19 protein-coding genes and 1 pseudogene are annotated in these 24,047 nt (G+C 65.1%); 12 read left to right on the top strand and 8 right to left on the bottom strand.

All coding sequences use genetic code 11. The annotated features are described in order from the left end of the window. Positions 1–134: 134 nt before the first annotated feature. The 3 genes from I0K15_RS00285 to I0K15_RS00275 form a co-directional block, all read right to left on the bottom strand. Entirely contained in the window at positions 135–947 is an 813-nt protein-coding gene (locus tag I0K15_RS00285; RefSeq protein ID WP_196103460.1) for a ferritin-like domain-containing protein, read from the bottom strand. Positions 948–1,037: 90 nt separating this feature from the next. Continuing rightward, positions 1,038–1,502, bottom strand: coding sequence for a thioredoxin-dependent thiol peroxidase (gene bcp, locus I0K15_RS00280; RefSeq protein ID WP_196103459.1), 465 nt, complete (start codon positions 1,500–1,502; stop codon positions 1,038–1,040). 54 nt (positions 1,503–1,556) lie between these two features. Continuing rightward, positions 1,557–1,934, bottom strand: a complete 378-nt coding sequence (locus tag I0K15_RS00275; RefSeq protein ID WP_196103458.1) for a c-type cytochrome — start codon at positions 1,932–1,934, stop codon at positions 1,557–1,559. A gap of 123 nt (positions 1,935–2,057) precedes the next feature. Between I0K15_RS00275 and queA the strand changes: the two genes are divergently transcribed. Continuing rightward, a complete protein-coding gene (gene queA / locus I0K15_RS00270) occupies positions 2,058–3,113 on the top strand; it encodes a tRNA preQ1(34) S-adenosylmethionine ribosyltransferase-isomerase QueA (protein WP_196103457.1) in 1,056 nt (351 codons plus the stop codon). Between the two features lie 258 nt (positions 3,114–3,371). Here queA and I0K15_RS00265 read toward each other — a convergent pair whose 3' ends face one another. Further along, a complete protein-coding gene (locus I0K15_RS00265; RefSeq protein WP_196103456.1) occupies positions 3,372–3,620 on the bottom strand; it encodes a hypothetical protein in 249 nt (82 codons plus the stop codon). A gap of 618 nt (positions 3,621–4,238) precedes the next feature. Here I0K15_RS00265 and I0K15_RS00255 point away from each other — a divergent pair. From I0K15_RS00255 to I0K15_RS00215, 9 genes are all read left to right on the top strand, one after another. Further along, on the top strand, positions 4,239–4,505 hold the full coding sequence (locus I0K15_RS00255; RefSeq protein WP_196103454.1) for a hypothetical protein: 267 nt from the start codon (positions 4,239–4,241) through the stop codon (positions 4,503–4,505). A 252-nt stretch (positions 4,506–4,757) separates the two neighbouring features. Next, the gene (locus I0K15_RS00250) at positions 4,758–5,258 is read left to right on the top strand and encodes a twin-arginine translocation pathway signal (protein WP_196103453.1); all 501 of its coding nucleotides are present in this window, start codon (positions 4,758–4,760) and stop codon (positions 5,256–5,258) included. Positions 5,259–5,262: 4 nt separating this feature from the next. Next, positions 5,263–5,853, top strand: coding sequence for a ferric reductase-like transmembrane domain-containing protein (locus I0K15_RS00245; RefSeq protein ID WP_196103452.1), 591 nt, complete (start codon positions 5,263–5,265; stop codon positions 5,851–5,853). A gap of 306 nt (positions 5,854–6,159) precedes the next feature. Beyond that, on the top strand, positions 6,160–6,900 hold the full coding sequence (locus tag I0K15_RS00240; RefSeq protein WP_196103451.1) for a substrate-binding periplasmic protein: 741 nt from the start codon (positions 6,160–6,162) through the stop codon (positions 6,898–6,900). 5 nt (positions 6,901–6,905) lie between these two features. Next, positions 6,906–8,696 carry a methyl-accepting chemotaxis protein gene (locus I0K15_RS00235; RefSeq protein WP_196103450.1) on the top strand — a complete coding sequence of 597 codons (1,791 nt, stop codon included), beginning with the start codon at positions 6,906–6,908 and terminating at the stop codon, positions 8,694–8,696. 686 nt (positions 8,697–9,382) lie between these two features. Then, positions 9,383–10,864 carry an efflux RND transporter periplasmic adaptor subunit gene (locus I0K15_RS00230; protein ID WP_196103449.1) on the top strand — a complete coding sequence of 494 codons (1,482 nt, stop codon included), beginning with the start codon at positions 9,383–9,385 and terminating at the stop codon, positions 10,862–10,864. Between the two features lie 11 nt (positions 10,865–10,875). Then, a complete protein-coding gene (locus I0K15_RS00225) occupies positions 10,876–13,944 on the top strand; it encodes an efflux RND transporter permease subunit (protein ID WP_196103448.1) in 3,069 nt (1,022 codons plus the stop codon). A 24-nt stretch (positions 13,945–13,968) separates the two neighbouring features. Further along, complete coding sequence (locus tag I0K15_RS00220) at positions 13,969–14,127, top strand: hypothetical protein (protein ID WP_196103447.1); 159 nt, start codon at positions 13,969–13,971, stop codon at positions 14,125–14,127. Positions 14,128–14,305: 178 nt separating this feature from the next. Further along, positions 14,306–15,802, top strand: coding sequence for a mechanosensitive ion channel family protein (locus I0K15_RS00215; protein ID WP_196103446.1), 1,497 nt, complete (start codon positions 14,306–14,308; stop codon positions 15,800–15,802). A 293-nt stretch (positions 15,803–16,095) separates the two neighbouring features. On the opposite strand, the gene I0K15_RS00210 is transcribed toward I0K15_RS00215, so the two are convergent. Continuing rightward, positions 16,096–16,536, bottom strand: a complete 441-nt coding sequence (locus tag I0K15_RS00210; RefSeq protein ID WP_196103445.1) for a hypothetical protein — start codon at positions 16,534–16,536, stop codon at positions 16,096–16,098. Between the two features lie 48 nt (positions 16,537–16,584). Between I0K15_RS00210 and I0K15_RS00205 the strand changes: the two genes are divergently transcribed. Beyond that, complete coding sequence (locus I0K15_RS00205) at positions 16,585–19,941, top strand: glycoside hydrolase family 9 protein (RefSeq protein ID WP_196103444.1); 3,357 nt, start codon at positions 16,585–16,587, stop codon at positions 19,939–19,941. A 520-nt stretch (positions 19,942–20,461) separates the two neighbouring features. On the opposite strand, the gene I0K15_RS00200 is transcribed toward I0K15_RS00205, so the two are convergent. Continuing rightward, entirely contained in the window at positions 20,462–21,097 is a 636-nt protein-coding gene (locus tag I0K15_RS00200; protein WP_196103443.1) for an OsmC family protein, read from the bottom strand. A 253-nt stretch (positions 21,098–21,350) separates the two neighbouring features. On the opposite strand from I0K15_RS00200, the gene I0K15_RS00195 reads away from it, so the two are divergent. Continuing rightward, complete coding sequence (locus I0K15_RS00195) at positions 21,351–22,265, top strand: LysR family transcriptional regulator (RefSeq protein ID WP_196103442.1); 915 nt, start codon at positions 21,351–21,353, stop codon at positions 22,263–22,265. A gap of 104 nt (positions 22,266–22,369) precedes the next feature. Here the strand turns inward: I0K15_RS00195 and I0K15_RS21230 are convergent. Both I0K15_RS21230 and I0K15_RS00185 read right to left on the bottom strand, forming a co-directional pair. Further along, a pseudogene (locus tag I0K15_RS21230) lies at positions 22,370–22,576 on the bottom strand (hypothetical protein); the annotation flags it as partial. A gap of 377 nt (positions 22,577–22,953) precedes the next feature. Further along, the gene (locus I0K15_RS00185; protein ID WP_196103441.1) at positions 22,954–23,988 is read right to left on the bottom strand and encodes an aldo/keto reductase; all 1,035 of its coding nucleotides are present in this window, start codon (positions 23,986–23,988) and stop codon (positions 22,954–22,956) included. Positions 23,989–24,047: the final 59 nt, after the last annotated feature.

Genomic DNA, 24,047 nt, shown 5'->3' with positions numbered 1-24,047 from the left:
CTCTCACAGGGCCGTGTACCACCAAGGATTGCGATCATCCGAGGAACACGACGCAAGATCGGCGAGAATTTGCCGATACTGTCGCAAAAGGCGAATTGTTGTCCTGTCTCTAAACTTGCGCGATTCTGCGCCGGTCACGCGTCGGCGAGCGGCCAGTAGAAGTCGAGCGGCAGTCCGGCCTCCGCCCGCTTCTCGTCATTGAAGGGCGGCTTGAGCGGACCGTGGAAGTAGCGGGTCACCAGGTCGTGGAACGCGTCCCGCGGATCGCGCTCGTGCCGACCGCAGAGGAAGTGGAACCACTTCGAGCCATAGGCGACGTGGCCGACCTCCTCCGCATAGATGGTCTGGAGGGCCGCGACCGTCTCCGCATCGTCCGCCTTCTCGAAGAGGGCGATCATGCCGGGCGTCACGTCGAGTCCGCGCGCCTCCAGCACCATGGGCACGACGGCGAGGCGCGCCTCGATGTCGTGCGCCGTATCCTCCGCCGCGCGCCACATGCCGGCATGGGCGGCGAGCGCGCCGTAATGGCTGCCCATCGCCTCCAGCCGGTCGGCGAGCAGATTGAAATGCTTCGATTCCTCGTCCGCCGCGCGGACCCAGTCGTCGTAGAAGCCCGAGGGCATCGGGATATGGGTGAAGCGCGCGACGATGTCCCAGTGCAGGTCCACCGCGTTGAGCTCGATATGCGCGATGGCATGCAGGATCGCGATCCGCCCCTCCGGCGTGCCGGGCCGCCGCCGCGGCACCTGGCGCGGGTCGAGCAGTTCCGGCTGGTCCGGCCGGGCAGGGCGGTCGGGCGGGCTCGCGGTCCCGACCGGCATCCGATCGCCGTCCCAACGCCGCTGCCATTCGGCGGCACAGGCGCGTGACAGAGCCGTCTTCTCCCGCGGGTCCGGAGTGCGCAGCACGGCCTCCGCACATTGGGCGAGGGTGTCGGGGATCAGCATGGCGAGGCTCCGCAATCGATACGCGCCCGCCTTATCGCGCTGCGGCGCGGCCGCCGCAACGCTTCTTCTCTCAGTGGATACGTTCGGCCCTCAGAGGCCCTTCACCGCCGTCAGCACGTCCTCGACATGGCCCGGCACCTTCACCTTGCGCCATTCCTGCAAGACCTTGCCGTCCGGCCCGATCAGGAACGTGGAGCGCTCGATGCCCATGTAGGTCTTGCCGTACATCTGCTTTTCCTTCCAGACGCCGTAACGCTCGGATACGTCGCCCTCCTCGTCGGACATCAGCGGCATGCCGAGGGAGTGCTTGTCGGCGAACTTGTCCTGCTTCTTCACCGGATCCTTTGAGATGCCGATGAGCGCGGCGCCCGCCGCCTCGAACTCGGCCTTCGCTTCGGTGAAGCCCACGGCCTCTTTCGTGCAGCCGGAGGTGTCGGCCTTGGGGTAGAAGAACAGCACGACCGGTTTGCCCGCATAGTCGGCGAGGCTGACGGTCTGACCACCCGAGGCGGGCAGGCTGAAATCGGGGGCGGCTTGGCCGGTCAGGTCGGTCATGGGGGTCTCCTTCTGGTCTGTCCGATGCGGATACGGCGCGGGCGCGCGCCCGGTTCAGCGCGGCTGCAATTCGGACAGATAGGCAACCAGGTCCTCAATGTCCTGCGGGCTGAGCAGACCGTCAGCCCCGAAGGCGGGCATCGCGGTCTCATCGCCGAAGACGCTGCGGGCATCGACGAGGATCGCGCGCAGCTCCGCCCGGTCGTAGAGCGCGCCGAGCAGGCCGACCTCCGGTCCCAGATCGCCGCCCGGACCCATCGCGGCGACATCCGGGTTCGTGTGGCAGTCTGTGCAGCCCGCGTCGCCCGCATAGAGGTTCACGCCCCGCCAGCCATCGCCGCGCGTCTCGGTCAGCGGCGCCTCGATGCGAGGCGGCGTGTCGGCGATGGCGAGGGTGGGGAGGAGGCATGCGACGAGGATGGCGAGACGCATCGGGAAAATCCTTCTGGACGTATTGTTAATGCGTGCACCGATCACGGACCTGCGGCGGGTCGCCTTGACCTCGATCAAGTGCGGCCTTGCGTCCCGCTGCGGGCGGTGGCAAGGCCCGTCGCCATGAAGCTCTCCGATTTCGATTTCGACCTGCCCGAGGAGCTGATCGCGCTCCGCCCCGTGAAGCCGCGCCCGGCCTCGCGCCTCCTGTTGGCGGAGGGGCCGCGGCTCTCCGATCGCCATGTGCACGACCTGCCGGAGATCCTGCGCCCCGGCGACCTCCTGGTCTTCAACGACACCAAGGTGATCCCGGCGCGCCTCTTCGGCACCCGCACGCGGGAGACGACGGACGGCCCCGGCACGGCGAAGATCGAAGCGACGCTGCTCGAACGCCTGTCGCCCGAGAGCTGGTCGGCGCTGGCAAAGCCCGGACGGAAGCTGCGGGAGGGCGACGTGATCGCCTTCCGCGACCTCTCCGCCGAACTGGTGGAAAAGGGCGAGGGTGGCCGCGTCACCCTGCGTTTCGACCGCTCAGGCCCCGATCTCGACGCCGCCATCGCGCTGGCCGGCGAGATGCCGCTGCCGCCCTACATCGCCTCCAAACGCGCCGCGGACGAGGCGGATCGGGAGGACTACCAGACCGTCTTCGCCGAGAAGCCGGGCGCCGTGGCCGCGCCCACCGCCTCCCTCCACTTCGACGCGGATCTGCTGGAGCGCCTGACCGCGCGCGGTGTCGAGAGCACGCGGGTGACGCTCCATGTCGGCGCCGGCACCTTTCTGCCGGTCACCGTGGACGACGTCTCCGACCACAAGATGCACGCCGAATGGGGCGAGGTGACGGAGACCGCCGCCGCGACCATCGCCCGGGCAAAGGCCGAGGGCCGCCGCGTAATTCCGGTCGGCACCACGGCCCTGCGCCTGATCGAGAGCGCAGCCGCCTCCGGCACCATCGCACCGTGGCGGGGCGAGACCGACATCTTCATCACGCCGGGCTTCCGCTTCCGCGTCACGGACGGGCTGATGACCAATTTCCACCTGCCGAAGTCGACGCTGATGATGCTCGTCTCCGCCCTGATGGGCATGGAGGAGATGCGCGGGGTCTACGCCCACGCCATCGCGGCGCGCTACCGCTTCTTTTCCTACGGCGACAGCTCGCTGCTGCTCCCCGCGCGCGACTGACCTTCATCTGTCCAAAAGTATCCCGGGGTTTGGGGGAGGCCCCACCGTTGTTCACCAGATTGGATGGGTCGGTCATTCGGAGGGCCGTTTGCTCAGTCTTTTGCAGACCCAGGTAGCTTTCTACGAGCTTTGCGTCACACGGTAAAGGGCGCGAACGGATGGTTCGTGCCCTCTCTCATCGTTCTTTGGAGTGTCGAGTGAGCCCCGCGATAAGCCACCGGCTTAGGGACCGGAAGCGGATCACCGGGCAGAATACTGTTACTCAGGATAGCCGTCTTTCGATTGCGCTTGCGACGGTGAGCGGGCAGGCCGGGCGCTTTGCGATGCGGCGGGCGCGGGCGGCGGTGGCTGTGCGCGAAGGCGGCGAAGAGGTCGTTTCGCGTTCTCTTCATCTTCGAACACGGCATCGAGGGTGTCGCGCATGGCATCCAGGGTCGCGGCACGCTCCTTCTCTTGATCGGCACCGATCTTCGCGCCGACATTGGCGATCCGCTCGATCTGCTTCATCTGTGCCGTGGAGAGCTGGTCGAAGTCGATCTTTCTGAGGAGGTCGCTCGGAAGACAACGCGCAATGGAGACGATGGCGTTGTTAGCCTACCGGATCGCCTCGAACTCGTCCTTTAGAGCCGCGGGAGCCGTTTTTTCGGTGCGAGCATTCAGAACGCGCATTGCGCGCGCGAAGGTCGTAATTGTGGCGCCGTGATCAGTCTCTGCGTCGGATGACATACTATCTTCGGTGTCTCTCGCAATCCGACTGAGACCGTCGCTCGTGATCTCGCCGTTGGCGATCTGCTTGGCGGTTCTCAGAACAGTGTCCGCCCGCCGCTTTTGGGTTTCGGCAATCCTTTCTCTCGCGTCCAGATCTCTGGTGCGTCGGGACACAGCCTCCTCTTTTCGGGTGACCGCTTGATCCCGTCTCATGAGGTTCGTTTCCTGAGCCTTGCGCCATTCACTTGGACTGAAATGCGTGTGGTGCTCCGGCACCTCGATCAGATCCGCAACGACCTGGGCCGGGTTCCTGTATCTCGATGTCGTCCTCCTGCGGTCGTCACTGTGCTTGAGCAAATGGTGCATCCATGATTCGCCGTCCGCTGGGCTATGGGGATGAACTTGGAGGCGCAATTCGTGCTCGACGCGATGAACATGGTGATCGGCCAGCACAAGCCGTCGGACGTGATCCACGATAGAGACCGGGGGGCGCAATACACGTCCGTGACGTTCAGTCTGAGGTGTGCAGAGACCGGCGCCAAGTCGTCGCTGGGATCGGTCGAAGGTGCCTGTGACGGCGCCATTTGCGAGAACTTCTTCGCCATCCTGCAATGCGAGTTCCTCGACCGGCGCAGGTTTCGAACCAACGCGGAGGTTCTCATGGCCATCTTCGAGATCGTCTAGAACTAGTACAATCTTGACCGCCATCACCCGGCTTAGGGATATCTCTCGCCCATCGACTGCGAAGGGACCGCCCGCGAAAAGTCACCGCGCTTTCCGACGTAACCGTCAACAGAACGGGGGCAAATCCGACTGCAATGCAGGTTGAGGAGATGTCACCCTTCCGCTTCGTGAAGCCGTCCCGGTGGCCCTTGAGGAGCACAGCCACCATATCCCAGGTGATCATTCGATGCCCCTTGAAGAGGAGAGACCGAGATGACGATCACGAACGCAACGCGTCGCGTCCTGCTTGCGACCGCCGGCGCGGCCCTCGTCACCGGCACGTCGGGGTTGATGGTCCCGGCCAGGGCCCAGTCGCTCGCACCAACGCCCACGATGCGGGGCGGGGCAAACAACTATCGTCCCGGCGCGCCCATCGTGGACCGGATCGGAGGCGGGGGCTTCTGGACGACGGGGACCGTGCGGCGCGCAGGCGACGGTGCGCCGCTGGCCGGGCGGCGGATCCAAGTCTGGGCGCACACGACCGAGGGACATGAGCGCGACGAGCGTTCGCACGGCGCCACCCTGACGGACGCCAACGGGGTCTTCCGCATCGAGATGCCGCAGATCGTACCGGCCTTCGGGCAACCGCACGGGCACCTGGCCTACGACGCCGAGTATGACGACGGCGGGTTCGAGACCGTCTTCCTGCGTCCGATCATGGGAAGTGCGTCCGATACCAGCCTCGACGTCGAGTTCGTGCTGCGCCCCGTCTGAAGGCATGCGTCCGGCCCTGATCTGGTTGACCGTGGTGCTGGTCATCACGGTCCCCCTGATCGCGGCGGCCGCAAGCCCCCTCCTCGCATGGCGGCAGCCTGTGTATATCGCCGCGGGCTTCGCCGGGATCATCGGTCTCGCACTTCTGCTGCTTCAACCCCTGTTGGTTGCCGACACGTTGCCGGGCATCCGTGGCCGCCGTGTGCATCCATGGATCGGCGCGGCACTCGTCCTCATGGTGCTCGTCCACGTGGCGGGTCTCTGGATCACGAGCCCACCGGACGTCATAGACGTGCTGCTGTTCCGGTCGCCCACACCCTTCGCTATCTGGGGCGCACTTGCGATGTGGGCGGCGTTCGCCGCCGCGCTGCTCGCCCTGGTTCGAAAGCGGATCGGTCTGCGCGTCTGGCGCATGGCCCATACCGCGGCCACGACCGTCATTGTGATCGGCACGGTGGCGCATGCGATGCTCATCGAGGGGGCGATGGAGATCCTCTCGAAGAGCGTCCTCTGCCTGCTCGTGATCGCCGCGTTCGCGTGGGCGCTGCTGCAGCGCAGGGTGTGGCGGGTGCTTCCACAGAAAAGCAGGAAATGAAGCGCGCTGTGTTGTCCTCGACTCGCTGCCGTTTGCCCGTACGGGCAGCGAGAGCTTGGGCTTCGAGGCCAAAGCCTGAGCCCTGGAACACCGCTGCCCCGATCCGGTTGCAGCATCCGCAAGCTCCGTCGCCTTGCGTCAGCGTCCGGCGCGGCCCGAGGGGTCAGGTCGTCAAGCTGACAGGAGGCAGCGTCCGGCGCCAAGCCTCGAAGAGCAAATCACCGCTGGCCCGCGCTCGGACTTAAGGGAGTTTTAGGATCGCTTTGCTAGCGCTTCAGTCTTCTGACCCTGGTTCGGAGATACGCTATGCTGAGAATTGCCCTGACCCTGGCGACCTTGCTCCTGTTCGGATCCGTCGCTGGCGCACAGACGATCCGCGTTTTCACCAGTACGGATCTCGATCCGATGGCGCGCGGTACCGATATGGACCCGCCCGGTTTCAGTCATGAACTCATCCATCTTCTCGCCGATCGGGCCGGGCTGACGCTGGACCTCGTCTACCAGCCTTGGGAGCGGGCTCAGCAGGAGGTCCAGAACGGCGCCGATGCCTATCTCCTCGCACCCACGCGCAATGCCCGGCGCGAAGAACTCTACGCCTGGATCGTTCCCATTCTGGAAGTGGAGCAGGCCTTCCTGAGCACCGGGCCGCAGCTCGACTCGCTCGAGGCGGCGCGAGACGTCGGCAGCATTGCCGCGCGGGGAAACTATGAACGGATCCTGCAGGGCGCCGCATTCGACAACGTCCAACATGTCGAGACCGACAATGCCCTCCGGATGCTGGAAGCCGGCCGTATCGACGCCGTCTTCACCCTGCGGGAGCGTGCGGTGTTCATGTGGCGCGACTTCGGCTTCGAACCGGATCGCCTCGTCATTGGCGATGCCGTCAAGCGCTCCACGCTGTGGCTCGCCGGGCCGAAGGACGCCGATCCGGAGATCACGCGAAGGCTCGCCACCGCGTTGGCGGAATTGCAGGCGGATGGCACCTATGACGCGCTCAGAGCATCGTATTTCGGTGGCGCCGCGGCTCTGCAGACGGCAAGCGAGTAGCATCATTGGAGGCCGTCCGTTCACGACTGTCAGGACTGCTCGCGCTGTTCCCGCGCCACGGGATCGGCCGAAGGCTGCTGCTGACGCTGCTCGCGGGACTGGCCGTCTTGAACGTCGTGATGACGGCCGTCAGCACGGCGCAGCTCTCCGGTGCGCTGGAGGAGGCGATCCGGACGGAAATCGCCCTCGCGGAAACGCTCGTCGCCCAGCCGGTGAGCGCAGCGCTTTGGCAACTGGATCCCGGCGGCGCTGAGAACGGACTGCGCGGTCTCAGCGCGATGACCCATTTCGCCGCGGCAAAGGTCATTGCCGAGGACGAAGTCTTCGCCTCCCTTGCCGCAACCGCGGCGGTGCCGGAAGAGGCGGTGGTCAGCCGCGTGCCATTGCTGTCACCGGACGAGGCCGTCATAGGTATGCTGGAGCTGACATTCGACGCGGGCCCGATCCAGGACCGCGTTGCATTCGTCCGGATCAGGACGATCCTCTTTGGCGTCACTGTTTTCCTGCTTGCGGGCCTCATCGTCGCCGCGCTCTCGATCTCGATCGTACAGCCCATTCGCGCGGCCGTCGTCGAGATCGAAGGGCTGCGGGACGGCCGCACCGAAGACCGTATCGAGAGCGCGGCGCGCCGTGACGAGGTCGGGCAGGTCGGCCGCGCACTCGATGTGCTTCGGCGAGCACTCCTCGAAAAGCAGGAACTCGAACGCGAGAAGCAGCATCGCGACGCTGAAGAGGCGCGCCTTGCGATCAAGCGAAACGAAGAGAATGCACGGGCCGAAGCGGAACGAACCGCACGGATGCAGGAGCAGGAGCGGGTCGTGACCACCCTGGCGGCTGCCCTGCAACGGGTCGCGGCAGGCGATCTGCGATGCACCCTGACCGAGCCCTTCGACAGCATCTACGAGCCCCTCCGGCACGACTACAACGCCGCAATTCATCGCCTGTCGGATGTCGTGGCGAAGATCACCGAGAGTGCAGGGACGCTGAGCGCTCAGGCGAAGACCATGTCGTCCTTTGCGCACGATCTCTCGCAACGCTCCGAAACCGCCGCGGCCGCCCTTCGCCAGACCCGATCCGCCACAACGTCGCTCGCAAAGACCGCCTCCGATGCCGCGAGAGATACGGAGAGCTTTGCGAAAGTATCCGAACAAGTGCGGCAGATCACGGCGGAGAAACGAGACGTCGTGCGCAACGCCGTCGGTGCCATGGACGACGTCGAAATGTCGTCCACCGAGATCGGAAAGATCACGCTGATCATCAGCAAAATCGCGTCGCAGATCTCCATCCTGTCGATCAACGCGAGTATCGAGGCCGCCCGCGCTGGACCATCCGGCGCCGGCTTCGCCGTGGTCGCTGAATCCGTGCGCGACCTGGCGAGCCAGACAGCGCGCGCCGCTGAAGAGATCGAGGGCTCGGTGGAGCGGCGCTCGACCATCGTGACGGACGGTCTCACCTACATTCGCGAGGCGGATACCGCGCTCGAACGGATCGGAAACGATGTCGTCAGCCTCTCCGAAGGTACGCAGTCGCTGTCGACAACGGTCTCGGCCCAGTCGGAAGACGTGGCGAGCATCGACAGCGCCATGGTCGAGATCGAAGGCACGATCCGAGAGGGCGCCATCATCTCAAACGATGCCGCACGAGCCAGCGCAACGCTTTCTCAGGAAGCCAGCCGGCTGGACCAGCTGGTGTCACAATTCCAGATAGAAAACGGCAGTTCGGCATTAACCAGCATTTCCCAACGAAACGCTGATTTGGGCCTCAACTCGTCCGAGCCCAAAGCCGCCCGACACTAGCTTTCGGAGCGCCCAAGCCGTGCCGTGGAGGGCAATAAGTGTGACTGCTATTTTCGAGTTTCACTTGCTTTCACAATTCAAGTCTTGCCATGAGCATCTTCGTCGCGCTTGCGAGAAATGGACAAACTACGAGCAGGTCGAAAACCTGTTGTGACGGGAGCCTATTGCCGTGATCTCTTGGGCTATCTCGAGGCGCGCTGCTCGCTCACTGACTGATCATCAGCTAGTCGGGGCAATTACTCCGTCTGGTTCGAAACTCGGAAATTCAAAGCAGTCCATCAGCAGCACAATCTGACATCGTGAGCGGCTCGATCCTCTGAGTAGCGCCTGATTGATCAGCCGCGCATTGCTTCTCTTCTTGCGAACTGGTTCGGACGCCGTCCCCAGAGTGAGGTATCGGCCGAACACAAGATGCGTACGAGCGGCAGTCCGCTTCTCGCAGCAGAAGGACTCGCCGAAGGTCGTTCAGGCCGGCGTCAAAAATCTGCACCAGAATATGGTTCACATTTCAGGCGTTCCGATTGCGGAACGCCATGTCTACGCCTGTCCTCTTTTCCGGGAAGCTTTCTCAGCCACCTTCTCAGCCAACAGGTATTCACGAGGAGTATTATTCATGCGGGAGCGTGTGGATTCATCGCTGGAATGCAGCGCTATGATTTCGGTGTTAGCGATCGAAGGAGTATCCCATGCTCTTTGATCTGGCCTTCGCATTCATTGTCACCATCGCCGCTTTACTTGGACTTCGCGGTGGAGTGCTGCCGACACTCGTCGCAGCGGGTGTGCTTTCTCTGGCTGCGATTGCCGGCATCGCTGCACACGCGTGGCTGGCGCTTGCAGGCCTGGGAGCATGGCTCGCTCTCTTCGCCGTCCTGACCCTCGCTCTCGGATCAGCGGATCAGCGTTTGACCGTACGCTTCGGAATGCTGGGCCTTGGCCTCGTGCAAGGTGTTGTGGCGGTTGTGCTTCTCGCGGGCCTTCTGCTTGGGACTGTTTATCGCGAAACTCCGGCCGCTGCTGAAAAACTGCGTCTTGCGACGCTCTACGCGCCCGTCGCGGCTCTCGGAAGTCGTGTTGCGCCGGAGGAACAATCGGTAGCACTCGCGTTTCCAACGCCGGTCGATGATGTGGAGTTGGCAAACGAGACGCCCGTGCCCACAATCGATTGGGCAGACGTTCGGCCCTTCAACGACGACGCGATCCGAGCGCTCCCCGGTGAAATCCGGGCGATCGACCGCACGCCGCTGGCCTTCGAAGTCGAGGGCCGGGTCACCGAGGTCAATGTCGATATCGGCGAGCATTTCGAGGAGGGGGATACCCTCGCGCAACTGGATACGTACCAGCTCGAAATCGCGCTGCAGGAGCGCCGCGCCGCACTGATCGAGGCCGAGGCCCGCTTCGAGGAAGCTCAACAGGAATACGAGCGTCAGAGCGCCCTGTTCGAGCGGGATGTCGTCGCCGAGACGATCGCGGAAACGGCGCTGGCAAGCCTCGATGCGGCGCGCAGCCGCTATGAGATCGCCCTGCGCGGCATCGAAACGGCCGAGGACCGGTTGGAGGATGCGACGCTCCGCGCGCCTTATGACGGCTCCGTTGCGACGCGCCTGATCGAGCCGGCGCAGACGATTTCGGCCGGTGCTCCGGCCCTCGAAATCCAGAGCAATGGCGGCGGTTTCGAGATCACCGCGACGATTCCGGACACGCTCGTGTCGCAGTTGCAGGTCGGGACCTCGCATGAGGTGACGCTGCTCGACGGCTCCGACATTACCTTCTCTGCCGAGTTGCGCGATATCGGAAGCCGCGCCACGAGCACCTCGGGCTTTCCGGTCACGCTGCGCATTCCGTCTCCGAACGACGCCTTGCGCGCCGGCATGAGCGTCGAGATCGCGTTTCGCCTGTCGTCGAACGAAACCGGAGCGTCCTTCCTCGCGGTGCCGGTCAACGCGATCTGGTCCAATGACGACGGCGGCTTCAGCGTGTTTCGCATCGATCCGGAGACCAGCACGCTGGTCGGCAACGAGATCACACTGGCCGGAACGGAAGCCGGTCTCGCCCTTGTCGCCGATGGCCTGAGCGAAGGCGACATCGTCGCGACCCGAGGCATCCCGTTCCTGGACGACGGCATGGCGGTGCACCTGCGCGGAACGGGCGTGGCCCGCTACGACGACTGAGGAGAGTACGCATGTTGACGCGATTTGCACATACCTACCAACGCCTTGTGTTCTTCATCGTGGCTGTCCTGATGGGCTTCGGCGCCTACAGCTACTTCACGCTGCCAGCGCAGGAAGATCCGCAGATCACCATCCGCGAGGCGATCGTCACGACCTCCTATCCGGGCCTGTCGCCCGAGCGGGTTGAGCAGTTGGTGACGAAACCGCTCGAGCGCGCGATCCGCCGCATTCCGGAGGTCGAGGAGATCCGCTCCTCGTCCCTGCCGGGCACATCGATCATCCATGTCGAAGTGTTCGACCGTTACTTCGAACTGGACCAGATCTGGGACGATCTGCGCGCCGAAGTGGACCTTGCCCGGGCCGATCTGCCAGAGGGCGCGCGCCGCCCCATCGTCGCCGACGATGTAGGTGACGTGGCGGTCGTGACGGCTGCGCTGCGCTCCAGCGACCATACGCTCGACGAGTTGGGCGATATGACCAACCACATTCGGGACCAGCTCTACGGTGAAGACGGGGTCAAGAGCATCGACATCGTCGGCGAGCAGCCCGAGCGCATCTATATCGAAACCCGAAACGCCCGGCTGGCCGAACTGGGCGTCAGCACGGATGCCATCGTCGCCACGCTCGCAAACCAGAACATCATCCGGCCGGGCGGTCAGATCGATATCGGTCCGCGTGCCCTCATCATCGAGCCTACGGGCGATTACCGCAGTCTCGACCAGATCGGGGAGACGCTGATCGCGTTGCCCGACGGCACGTCGATCCCGCTGCGCGACATCGCGCGGATCGAACGGGAACTGGTCGATCCCGCATCGCAATCGGCCTTCTACCAGGGTGATCCGGCGATCGTCTTCGCCGTTGCCATGCAGGACGGGAACAACGTTCTCGATTTCGGTCCGCGGATTGCGGAGCGGCTGGAGGGGATTCAAGCCGGATTGCCCGTGGGCATGACGCTCGACGTCATCACCTTCCAGCCCGAGCAGGTCGAGCAGGCCGTCTACGGCGTCACGATCAACGTGCTGCAGACGCTTGGCATCGTGCTGGCTGTCGTGGTTCTTCTGCTGGGTCTGCGCACCGGGCTGATCGTGGGCGCCATCGTGCCGATCGTGATGCTGTCGACGCTCGCCGTCATGGGCTTTCTGGGCCTGCCGTTGGAGCGCATGAGCCTCGCGACCCTCGTGATCGCGCTCGGCCTTCTGGTCGATGCGGGCGTGGTCGTGGCCGAGGATTACAAGACGCGGCTCGGCGAAGGGACGGACCGCGACGCGGCGTTGGAACAGACCGGCGGCGAGCTCTCGCTGCCGCTGCTCTCGTCGACCGCGACGACGATCCTGGTGTTCCTGCCGCTCATGCTGGCCGAACATGTGGCCGGGGAGTACACGCGATCGATCTCCATCGTGATCGCGATCACCCTGTCCATTTCGTGGCTGCTCGCCATGACCGTGACGCCGGTCCTGTCCCACCGTTTCGCCGAAGCGGATCGCGGCGGAAAGCGCCCCTATTACGAGCGCATGTTCGACCCGCTGATCCGCGGTTACGGCCGCCTGATCGAGGGTGCGCTGAAGGTGCGTGCGCTCTTCGTCGGCGTCATGCTTGCCGGTCTGGCCGGCGGGGTCGCGCTGGTCGCGACGTCTCCGCAGAGCTTCTTTCCGGACAGCGACCGGGCCCAGCTCATTACCTACATCTATCTGCCCGCGGACGTGACCACCGAGGCGACCGAGGCCGAGGTCGAGGCGCTGCTTCCCACCCTGACGCAGGACCGCTTCGATTGGCTGGAGGACCACGTCGCCTATGTCGGCACCGGCGGCCCGCGCTTCGTGCTGTCTCTGACGCCGGTCGACCCGGCGCCCAATCGTGCCGTGATGGTGATGAACGTGGACAGGTCCGAGAATCTCGACCGGGCCATGTCCGAACTGAGGGACCATCTGGCAACGGACTTCAGCCACCTCCAGGCGCATGTGACGCGCATGTTCCTCGGGCCGACCGACAGCGCGATCCTCGAGGTCCAGGTGAAGGGGCCCGACCGCGCCTTCGTCTACGAGACCGCGAGCCGGATCGAAGAGATCATCGCGACCGTGCCCGGCGCCCGCGACATCCGCCAGGATTGGGAGAACCGCATCCCGCGCGTCGTCGTCGAGGTCGATCAGACCCGCGCCCGCCGCGCCGGTGTGACCTCGGCCGATGTGGCGCAATCCATGTCCGCCTACTTCTCGGGCCGCAACGTGTCGGAGTACCGGGAGGGTGACGAGACGATCCCGATCGTGGCCCGTGCCGTCGATGAAGAGCGCATGGACATGGACCGCGTGCGCAGCCTCTCGATCTTCGGCGCCGACGGGACCGTGGTGCCGCTGATGCAGGTGGCGGAGGTCTCGCTGCAGAACGGCTACGCCCGGATCGAACGTGAAGGGCTGACCCGCACGGTCACGGTCGAAGGCCGTTCGACCCTGATGGGAGCGGAGGACATGGCCCCGATGATCGCAGACCAGCTCGATGAATCGCGCGCCGACCTTCCGCCGGGCCACTCCATCGAGTTCGACGGCATCCTCGTGCAATCGGGCGAAGGCCGTGCGGCGCTGATGGTGAACATGCCGCTGTGTCTGGCCATCGTCGTGGTGCTGCTGATCGCGCAGTTCAACTCGTTCCGCCGTCCGCTCATCATCCTGGCCACCGTGCCGCTGGTGGTGGTCGGCGCCGGCCTCGGGCTGCGGCTGTTCGATGCGCCGTTCGGCTTCATGCCGATCCTCGGGCTGCTGAGCCTCGCCGGGATCATCCTCAACAACGCCATCGTTTTGATCGACCGGATCGACATCGAACGGGCGGAAGGACGCGAAGGCAATGACGCCATCGTCGAGGCCGCGAAGCGCCGCCTTCGCCCAATCCTGATGACGACGGTCACGACGATCCTCGGCCTGTTGCCCCTGATCCTGTCCAACGACCCGCTGTTCTACGGCATGGCCGTGGTGATGGCAGGCGGTCTGGCCGTGGGCACGGTGCTCACGCTGGGCTTCGTCCCGGTGCTCTACTCGCTGCTCTTCAAGGGTGGCGAGACGCAAGCCGTCGCGGAGGTGAAAGCTGCGTGATGCCGTGGTGCCTTGGCAAACTGAATGGCGTCTGCCCCTCCCGCGCCGACCGTCAATCGGCAGACGATCGGCGGCCCGACCCACCGCGACAGCTACGGCGACATCGCCAGGGTGGCCGTCGCGCTCCCGCTGACCGCTCTCGTTGCCGTCGTGCTTCTGGGATCGGCCTTCGGCTCATTCTAAGCAGGGATTTCTTCACATGACCTTTCGAACATTCATTGCGCTCTTTCTTTTGACCCTCTCGCTTGCAACGGCGCCCGGTGCCGTGGCTCAGATACCCGCGCCCGCATCAGATCAGGCAGAGGCGGGGACACCGGAACCGGCCCCGGACATTGCGGGGCGGGAGACGCCGCGGGGGCTCGTGACGGGTCTCATCCAGGCCCTGTCGAGCGAGGACCATAACCGTGTCGCGCTCTATCTCGAAACGCCGGAAGAGTTGCAGGAGCGCGGCTTCCGGACGTTCCACGTCTTGCGGATCGAAGCGGCTCTCAACGCGGCCGCGCGTCTGGATACGCCGACCGAACTCAGCCTCGCACCGCAAGGCGTGCTCGAGGATGGATTGGATCCGTTCCGGGAGACTATTGGCAGCCTTGCGCATGAAACCGGTCAGCGGCCGCTCTATGCGCATCGCAGCGAGGTGAACGGAACCGAAATCTGGCGCATCGAGGCCGAGAGCGTCGCAGCACTGCTGGAGTGGCGCGCCACGGAGACATCGGGCCTGACCCGGGCGCGGGATATCCTCGCCGGTTTGCCAGCAGGGCCGGACGTCTTCGGGATCACGGCACGCGACGCCCTGATCCTGGTCGGGTTTGCCATCGTCAGCTACGGGCTGGCCTGGCTGGTTCTGAGGTTTCGCCGGTTCGTGTCGCATGTGGTGCGCCGAAGGACTGCGGAAGTCCGCTTCTCGCGCTTCGTCGAGGTGTCCGAGCCGCCGCTTCGCCTGCTGCTCGCCTCGCTGATCTTCTCCGCCGGCATCGCGTCTCTCGGCGTGTCCATGGTGGCGCGGTTTCAGGTGGTGTGGATCGTGGAGCTCGCGGCCTGGCTTGCCGGGATCTGGTTCCTCTGGCGCCTGATCGACACGATCGCCGAAGCGACCCTGAGCGGCATGTCGCGCCGCGGGGCCATCTCCGCTTATTCGGCCATGTCCTTCTTTACGCGCATCCTTAAGGCGGTCCTGATCATAGTCTTCGCGGCTTTCGCGCTGCGCGCCCTGGGCGTCGATATCACGGCGGGCCTGGCCGCGCTGGGGGTGGGCGGTATCGCCCTTGCCCTGGGCGCGCAAAAGCTCATCGAAAACCTGATCGGATCCGTGTCGCTGATTGCGGACAGACCCGTGCGCGTGGGGGATTTCTGCCGCTTCGGCCAGACCCTGGGGACGGTCGAGGAGATCGGGATCCGCTCCACCCGCATCCGGACCCTCGATCGGACCGTCGTCACGGTGCCCAACGGCGAGTTCTCCTCGCTGCATCTCGAAAACTTCAGCAAGCGGGATCAGTTCCTGCTGCGACACAACATCGGCCTGCGCTACGAAACGCGCCCGGGCCAGCTGGGCATCGTCCTGACCGCGTTGCGGGAGATGCTGGCGGAGCATCCCCGCGTCGTCGACGACACAGCGCGTGTCCGCTTCGTGGGCTACGGCGCCTATTCCCTCGACCTTGAAATCTTCGCCTATGTCGAAGCGAGGGAGTGGACCGAATTCCTCGAAATCCAGGAGGAGTTGCTGATGCGCACGATGCACGTCGTCGACGTAGCCGGCGCCGGGTTCGCCTTCCCGTCGCAGACTGTCTATCTGGGGGAGGACGACATGCGGCCGCTTAGTCGCCGTTCTCTTGCCGGATCCCGGCGGGAGGCTGCCTGACGCGATCTGTCGGCGACGATTATCTCGATCGCAGGCGGGTCTTCCGGTCCCGGCTCAGCCGCTGCAGAACCAAGCAACCTACGAGCGATCCTTCGGCACAGCGTGATGAGGGCCGTCCTTTGCAGGCCGATCCGTCGTCGGGCGGGCGAACGGGTCGGCAGTCGAGATCAGGAAACAAATGCAAACTTAATATTTTTGCATAAGTCGCACAGCGGCGCAGTGTACAGGTTTGTTTACACGATGTTCGCACGTCGGCGAAATAACTCTTATAGACTTCGACGCAGATACTGGCATCATTTCATTGTGAGTTTCGTCGCTTCTTGGGCAAGGAGCGGGCGGACCTTGGCCATTTTGGGGGATTGAATATGGCGATCACGTCTTTCCATACGGCGCGTCCACGCGCTCAGCTTGACACTTTCCGACATAGCATCGCCCTCCAGGGGTTCGCATTCAGGCGGGGTGAGACGGCTCCCTGACATCCGGTCGAAGATCACGAACCAGGCTGGCTGACCGAACCCGGGCACGTTGAGCTGTCCGGGGCGCCTTAGGGCGTGCAGGGCAACCGGCCGGGCGCTGATCCGACGCCACCGGGGCTCGCACAGCACCTCCTTTGAACGGACCGTGCGCGTCATCGCCGCTTGAAACAGCGCAATGGACGGACGCGGTCGATCTCGATGGCACCAGCCGGAGCCGTCGAACCCATTGACATCGGCGCCCACGAGCAGGGCGCGCATTCTTCAGAGCAGACCCCCGAGAATTGCGGGGAACATGGGAGACCGGACATGATTTCCGACTTCGACAGCAACGGCACAGGCGTTTTCGAGACCGCGGAGGGCCGGTTCGAGATCACCATACGGGACACGTGGAACGGTGGCTTCGTCGCAGACTCCGTGTTGACCCTGCCCGTCGCGACGGACGCCTGGGCGGTCGAGTTCACGCTGGCGGGCAATGGCGCCATCGCGCCGGACGAGATCTGGGGCGCGCAGCTCACCGATCTCGGTGGCGGACGCTACCGGATCGAGGGGGATGGGGAGACGCCGGCGGACGAGGTCCGGTTCACCTTCGTCGCGCGCGGCGACACGGACCGGATCGAGCCGGCGAGCATCACGCTCGCCGATGTCTCGGACGCCGGCACCGCGGACGCAGATCTCGACATCGCCGTCAGGGAAAGCTGGAACGGCGGCTTCGTCGCGGACGCGACCCTGGAGAGCAATGCGTCCATCGCGGACTGGCGCGCCGAGTTCGTGCTGGAGGGCGACGGGACCATCGCAGATGACGAGATCTGGGGCGCGCGCATCGTCTCCCGCGACGGGAACCGCTACATCGTTGAGGGGACGGGCTCGAACGAGGACGTCTCCGCCGGGGAGACAATCCCCTTCACCTTCGTCGCGCGGGGCGACACCACCGGCATCGAGGCGGGCAGCATCCGCGTCGGCGGGCCGGATCTCGGCACCGGAACCCCGGCCGAGCCGACGCCGCCCGACGCGCCGGGCGGCGAGACGCCGGCACCCTCCGCACCCGGCGCGGACGCCATCATCGTGGATTTCGAGAACCACGCGAACGGCACGCGCTACGACCGCGCGACGCAGGATGCGGACTGGGACATTCAGTTCGCCGGGCAGACCGGGCAACATGCGGTGGTGAGCAGCGAAGACGCCGTCTCCGGCAACAACGCGCTCAAGGTGACCTATCCGACCAACGCCTCCCAGGGGCTCGGCTCGGCCTATGAGCTGCCGGAGGAGGACGAGTACTACCTGTCCTACTGGGTGAAGTTCGAGGAGGGCTTCGACTTCGACGGCGATGTGCACAGCGGCGGCAAGCTACCCGGCCTTGCCTCCGAGGGTTGGGCCAGCGGGGGCGCGACCGTGGACGGCACCAACGGCTTCACCGCACGCTACATGTGGCGCGAGGACGGCGAGGCGGAGCTCTACCTCTATCACATGGACAAGGCCTCGCCCTGGGGCGACAGCTACAAGTTCCGCGGCGAGAACGGCAACCCGGTGAAGTTCCAGGACGGCGAGTGGCACCAGCTCGTCCAGCGGGTGAAGATCAACTCCGACAACAACCGCGACGGCGAGATCGACGTCTGGATGGACGGGCAGCAGGTGCTGCAGCTCGACGGGCTGAGGATGGTCAATGACGGGTCGGGGATCGACTCCTTCTACCTCTCCTCCTTCTTCGGCGGATCGGGGCCGGACTGGTGGCCGGACCGGCCGGTGGACGCCTATTTCGACGATTTCATCGTCTCGACGAACCCGGCCGATGTGGGGCTCGCCGATGTGAGCGACGGCTCCTCGCCGCCGCCAACGGACCCTACGCCGCCCGTCACCCCGCCGGAGCCGGAGGGTGACGGCGAGATCCGCTTCGAGGTGGTGGAGACCTGGAACGGCGGCTTCAAGGCGGAGCTCGTGATCGTCAACGACACCGGGCGCGACATCGAGGATTGGGCGATCACCTTCGCCGACCAGGGCTTCGACATCCGCAACATCTGGGGCGGCAGCGTCAGCCAGCAGGGTGACACGCTGCGCATCGACGGGCAGGACTGGGCGACGAGCATCCCCGCGGGCGGGGAGATGACCTTCGGCTTCGTGGCCGACGGGCCGGTGCCGATGCAGCTTTCGGGCGCCACGCTGATCCCCAGCTTCGACGGCGCGCTGGAGGAGCCGGTGACCGAGCAGCCTCCAACCACGCCGCCTGCGGATGGCGGCGATCCGCCGCCCGCAACGCCACCGGGCGACGTCATCATCGACGGGCCGGGCGGACCGTTCGACGCGGCCGACTATGCGCAGGTCCTGAACATGTCGATGGAGTTCTACTACGCGCAATACGCGGGCGACCTGCCCGACGATCATCCGGTGGACTGGCGCGGCGACTCCGCGCTGAACGACGGTCAGGACGTGGGCCGCGACCTGTCGGGCGGTTGGTTCGACGCGGGCGACCACGTGAAGTTCGGCTTCCCGATGGCCGCGACCGCCACGATGCTCTCCTGGGGCGGGCTCGAGTTCGAGGAGGGTTACCAGACCGCAGGGGCTTACGACGACCTCTCCACCCACCTGCGCTTCGTGAACGACTATTTCCTCAATGCCTATGACGACAAGGGCACGGCGGACATCTCCGACGACGTGTTCCATGCCCAGGTCGGCGACGGCGACGTGGACCATGCCTGGTGGGGGCCGCCCGAGGAGATGGACATGTGGCGCCCCACCTATTCCATCGACGCGCAGAACCCCGGCTCGGACGTCGCGGCGGAGACGGCGGCGGCCATGGCCTCGGCCTCGATCTTCTTCCGGGAGCAGGGCGACACGGCCTATGCCGATACGCTCTTGGAGAAGGCCATCAAGCTCTACGACTTCGCGGAGACCTATCAGGGCAAATATTCCGACTCCGTGACCGACGCGCAGAAGTTCTACAACTCCTTCAGCGGCTTTCAGGACGAGCTCGCCTGGGGCGCGAACTGGCTCTACCAGGCGACGGGCGACGAGAGCTATCTGGAGAAGTCCAAGAGCTACTACAACGGCAACTGGGCGGCCGGCGCGCAGCAGTGGGACGATAAGTCGAACGGCACCGCCATGCTGCTCGCGCATCAGACCGGTGACGCGCGTTATGTCAACGACGTCAACAACCACCTGAACCACTGGATGTACAACATCCAGACGACGCCCGGCACGTCGACGAATGACGGTCTCGGCTATCTCGATCTTTGGGGCTCCAACAGCTACGCGACGACGGCCGGTTTCATGGCATCGCTCGAGGCGAAGCATCTCTCGGAGACCGGCGGCGACGAGGGCCGGATCGCCGAGCTCGGGGCGTTCGCGACCGATCAGCTCGACTACGTGATGGGCGACAACCCGAACGGGCAGAGCTTCATCGTGGGCTGGGGCGACGACTACCCGGAGTATCCGCATCACCGGGCGGCGTCCGGCACCTACAACATGCTCGACCCCGATCCGAACGAGCACGTCATCAGCGGGGCGCTGGTCGGCGGCCTCGACGCGGATGGCAGTTTCAACGATGCCCGCAACGACTGGGTCCACAACGAGGTGGCGATCAACTACAACGCCGGCCACTCGGGATTGGTCGCAGGGGTGGTCGAGGGCTTCACCGGCACGGAGGACGACGCCGGTTGGTGGATGGGCTGACGAGGCCTCAAATGGGGGCTGCGCCTCTGCGCGGCCCCGCTGTGCCCGGGATCGCAGTCTGAAGTTCGGTGGCGCGCGGTGTGCTGCGAGACGATGCACCCGGGTCGCATCAGCACCAACCTGTGCCACGCATTTCCGTCGTGGCACTGAAAATACGCTGGGCGACAAGGTGACGCAAGAATGTTCAATTTAGTGCATCATTAAATAAAATATTGTAATCGTCTTATGGGGAATCTTTAAGGACGGTTACATGGCCAGCAACTTAATAACAAGATTTCTATACTGGATTGATAATGAGCCCGCGAAACTACCTGAGGATGAGTGTGCAGAGTCCTCGGAAGAGCTGCATACGGGCAGCTTGGACGATATAGAGATTGTCGCGTCCTGCTTTGGCGACGGCTTTGCGGTGGAGCAGCGAAAACGGGGCCAAGCGTCTAGCTGAAGGGCGACCGCTCGCCGATCCTAATTGTCGCCGCCGCCGGACCGTTGCCCGGCGGTGGCTTCTGATGCGACGCGAAGCTCAGGCGGCCTTGAAGGCCCCCGTGCCGCCGACCTCACCGACCTCCTGGCCATTCAGGTAGAGACCCGTGACGACCGGTGTTTCGGCGGCGATGGCCTGCAGCGCCATGCAGGCCTGCCGGCAATAGCCCACGAACTCTGCGATCCTCGCCGGGCTCTCGGGGCTGTCGATGAGGAGGTTCATCTCCATCCCTTCGGCCTTGCCGAACACGTCCTGCGGCGACACCGCGCCCAGATCGAGCGTCGTGGTCCAGGTCGAGCGCTGCTCCAGGCGCGCGCCATCGATCCTGAAGCCGCGCCCCTTGGCCAGCATCTCCACGTGGCTCATCAGGCAGAGGCCCAGCCCCGCCGCGAAGTACATCAGCGGCGACGGCGCGGTGCCGCGGCCGCCCACGGCGGTGCCCTCGTCGCTGATCACCTCCCAGGTGCCGCCATCGGGCACGTTGGAGAAGATCGTGACCTTCTTCAGGTGCTTGCCCTGCGGCATCATCTCGACATTCACATGGGCGTCGAAGCGCATCCGTTCGCCCTGCTTCACCTTTTCGAGGGACGGATCGGGCAGCGTGCTCTGCGCGGCGGTATCGTCCACGCGGCGCACGATGGTGTCCTCGTTCATGGTCCAGTTGACGTCGCTCATAACCTTTACTCCTTTCTGGTCAGGTCTGCGGAACGGCCGCGGAGGCGCGTTCCGCCCTCGACAGGCGGTCGAAGAACAAGGAGTGCATCGAACGGGTTCGGAGATCGCGATCGTGCCGAACACCAGATGCATCCGCCCTTTGGGGCCGCCTGTACTTCAGATGGGCGCGCACTATCGTTGCGGAATGCGCCGAATCCGAACGCTTCGTTCCGCATTCGGAACGGACTGCTCCTGAACCGAGGAGATCCACATCATGCCCCTGAGCGGCGTCAGCAGCCTCGACGATCTCCGCCTGTTCTTCATGATCCACGAGGCGGGCAGCATCAGCGGCGCCGCGCGGCGCTTCGGCGTCTCGAAGGCGACCCTGTCGCGCGCTCTCGCCCGGTTGGAAGAGGAGGTGGGTATGCCGCTCTTCGACCGTCTCAGCAGCGGGCTGAAGCCGACCCAGACCGCGGAGATGCTGCTACCGGCGGCCGAGGAAGCCACCCGCGCCGGCAGCCGGGCGGAGGATCTCCTGCGCCGCGCGCAGGGCACCCCGAACGGCGAGTTGCGGATCGCGGCGAGCGCGCTCTCCGCCCGCCAGGTGCTCGGCCCGGTCCTCGCGCGCATGGCCGAGCGCTATCCGGAGGTTCAGACCACGGTGCAGATCACGGCATTGGGCCCCGATCCGCTCGCCGAGGATCTCGACGTGGTGCTGCGCCTCGGGCGGCCGCCGGAGCCCTACCTGATCGCGCGTCGCATCCTCAAGACGGAGCGGGCGCTCTACGTCTCCCGCCAGGTGGCGACGCGCGTGGACCTCGACGATCCCAAGGCAGTGGCGCAGATCCCCAGGATCCAGAGCGGCGTTCCCGGCTCGCCGTTCACATGGACCCTGACGGATGATGGGGGCACCCGGATCGAGATCGACAGCCCGCCCGCCTGCATCGTCGGCGATCCGTCGGTGGAACTGGAGATCGTGCGCAGCGGATACGCGATGGCGCTACTGCCGAAGCTCTACATCGAGGCCCAGCGCGACGGAGGCGACCTCGTCCGCGCGCTGCCCGTCTATGCCGGCCCCGACGTGGAGATCTACGCATCGTTCCCGCCGAAACGCGCCAGCGTCCCGGCCGTCCGCGTCTTCATCGACCTGCTCGTCGAAGGCGCGTCCGAGGCATTGCAGGGCGACTGACGGTCCGGGCCGGGCGGTGCACGGATCTCAGGTTGGGGCTATGTAGAAAGGGGCGTCGCCCCGCAATACCGCGAGGCGAAAAGGAAGCGCGGCCCGGGGATGGGTCAGAACGCTAGCTGCGGGTCGACCGTATGGACGGCGCGCTTAAAAGCGGGGTCGAAGCCGACCAGTTCCTTAGCCTTGGCCCGCCGCGTGGCAGACATCGGGCAGCGATGTCTTGGGCGGGGGCGAGCCGCTCCGGTCATAGACGGAATGCCTGCGTTCGCCTCGATGAGCGCTGCAAACAAAGTCATGCTCAACCATTCGTCGCGAAAGCCACCGACGAAGCCCTCGGGAAAAGCATTCTGCCTTGGCTTGCCCGGCGCATGTGATCCGAGACGACACGGGCTTACTCACACCATCTCGACACTGCCGGACCTGTCAGTTCGATGTCGTCATCGCTGAAGACAGGCGTTGGGGCGTCAGCAGCTAGAACCGATGTGCCAAAGTCGGCTAAGCGGGACAAACTGGACCTTCGGGGTCTTACTTCGACGTGAAACAGTGTCGGTTTCCAAAAGCATACACCTCCGTGTCAACCGAAGTGGAGCGTCAGGTGCGTGTGTCCCCTACATCAGGCGAGACGAGTTGGGTCGGCACCGATCATCCATCTCGTGACCTACAAGACCCAAAGCTTTGGGAAGGCCGTTCGTTACTCAGCGTCGATCATGGCCTGACGGCTCTCGCCTTGCATCTCGATCATCCAACCGGGGTATTCGGGCTTCAGCGCGCTGGCGGCGTTCAGGGCGTCTAGATCGTCCTGTTCGAGGATCACTGTTGTCGCGCCGATGTTGTCCCGGAGTTGATCGACACGCTTCGCGCCGACGAGCACGCTCGTCACGATTTTCTGGTGGAGCAGCCAGGCCAGGGCCGCCTGGGCGACGGTGCAGTCGCGGCGGCGGGCCACGGCGTCCAGGACGTCGATGATGTCGAAGGCGCGGTCCTTGTCGACGGGTGGGAAGTCGAAACTCGCGCGGCGCCCCTCGGCCGCCTCGCCGTCGCGCCGGAACTTGCCCGACAGGAAGCCGCCGGCCAGCGGGCTCCACGCCATCAGGCCGATCCCCTCGGCACGGAGCATCGGCAGGATCTCCCGCTCCAGGTCGCGGCCGGCGAGGCTGTAGTAGGCCTGCAGTGAGACGATGGGTGCGAGGCGGCGCGCCTCAACGATCCCGACCGCCTTGACCACCTGCCACGCCGCCCAATTCGAGAGGCCGAGATAGCGGACATCGCCCCGGCGGACGAGTGTATCGAGCGCCTCCAGCGTCTCGAGGATCGGCGTCGCCGGGTCGAAACCGTGGATCTGGTAGAGGTCGATATGGCCCGTTTGCAGGCGCCGCAGGCTCGCCTCGACCTGGGTCATGATGTGCCCTCGCGAGGCGCCGCGCGCGTTCGGGCCATCGCCCATGGTGCCGTGAACCTTGGTGGCGATCACCACGTCATCGCGGGCGACGTTCAGGTTCCGGAGCGACTGGCCCAGGATCTCCTCGCTGCGGCCCTCGGCATAGACGTTGGCGGTGTCGATGAAGGTGATCCCGGCATCGATGGCGACGCCGACGATGGCGTCGGCCTCCTCCTGTCCCAACTGGCCGATCTGGCCCCACATCCCTTCGGACCCGCCGAAGGTCATGGTGCCGAGGCAGAGTTCCGAGACGAAAAGGCCGGAGTGGCCGAGACGGCGATAGCGCATGGGGAGTGCTCCTTGTATGGGCGGCGCGGGTCGGGACCGCGCAAGGGACGCGCGCCGGC

Origin of the sequence: Pontivivens ytuae (genome assembly GCF_015679265.1) — a bacterium.
In the GTDB taxonomy this organism is placed as follows: Bacteria; Pseudomonadota; Alphaproteobacteria; order Rhodobacterales; family Rhodobacteraceae; genus Pontivivens; species Pontivivens ytuae.
Note: the sequence above shows the minus strand (reverse complement) of the source record. Positions and strands in the feature narration are given on the sequence as shown.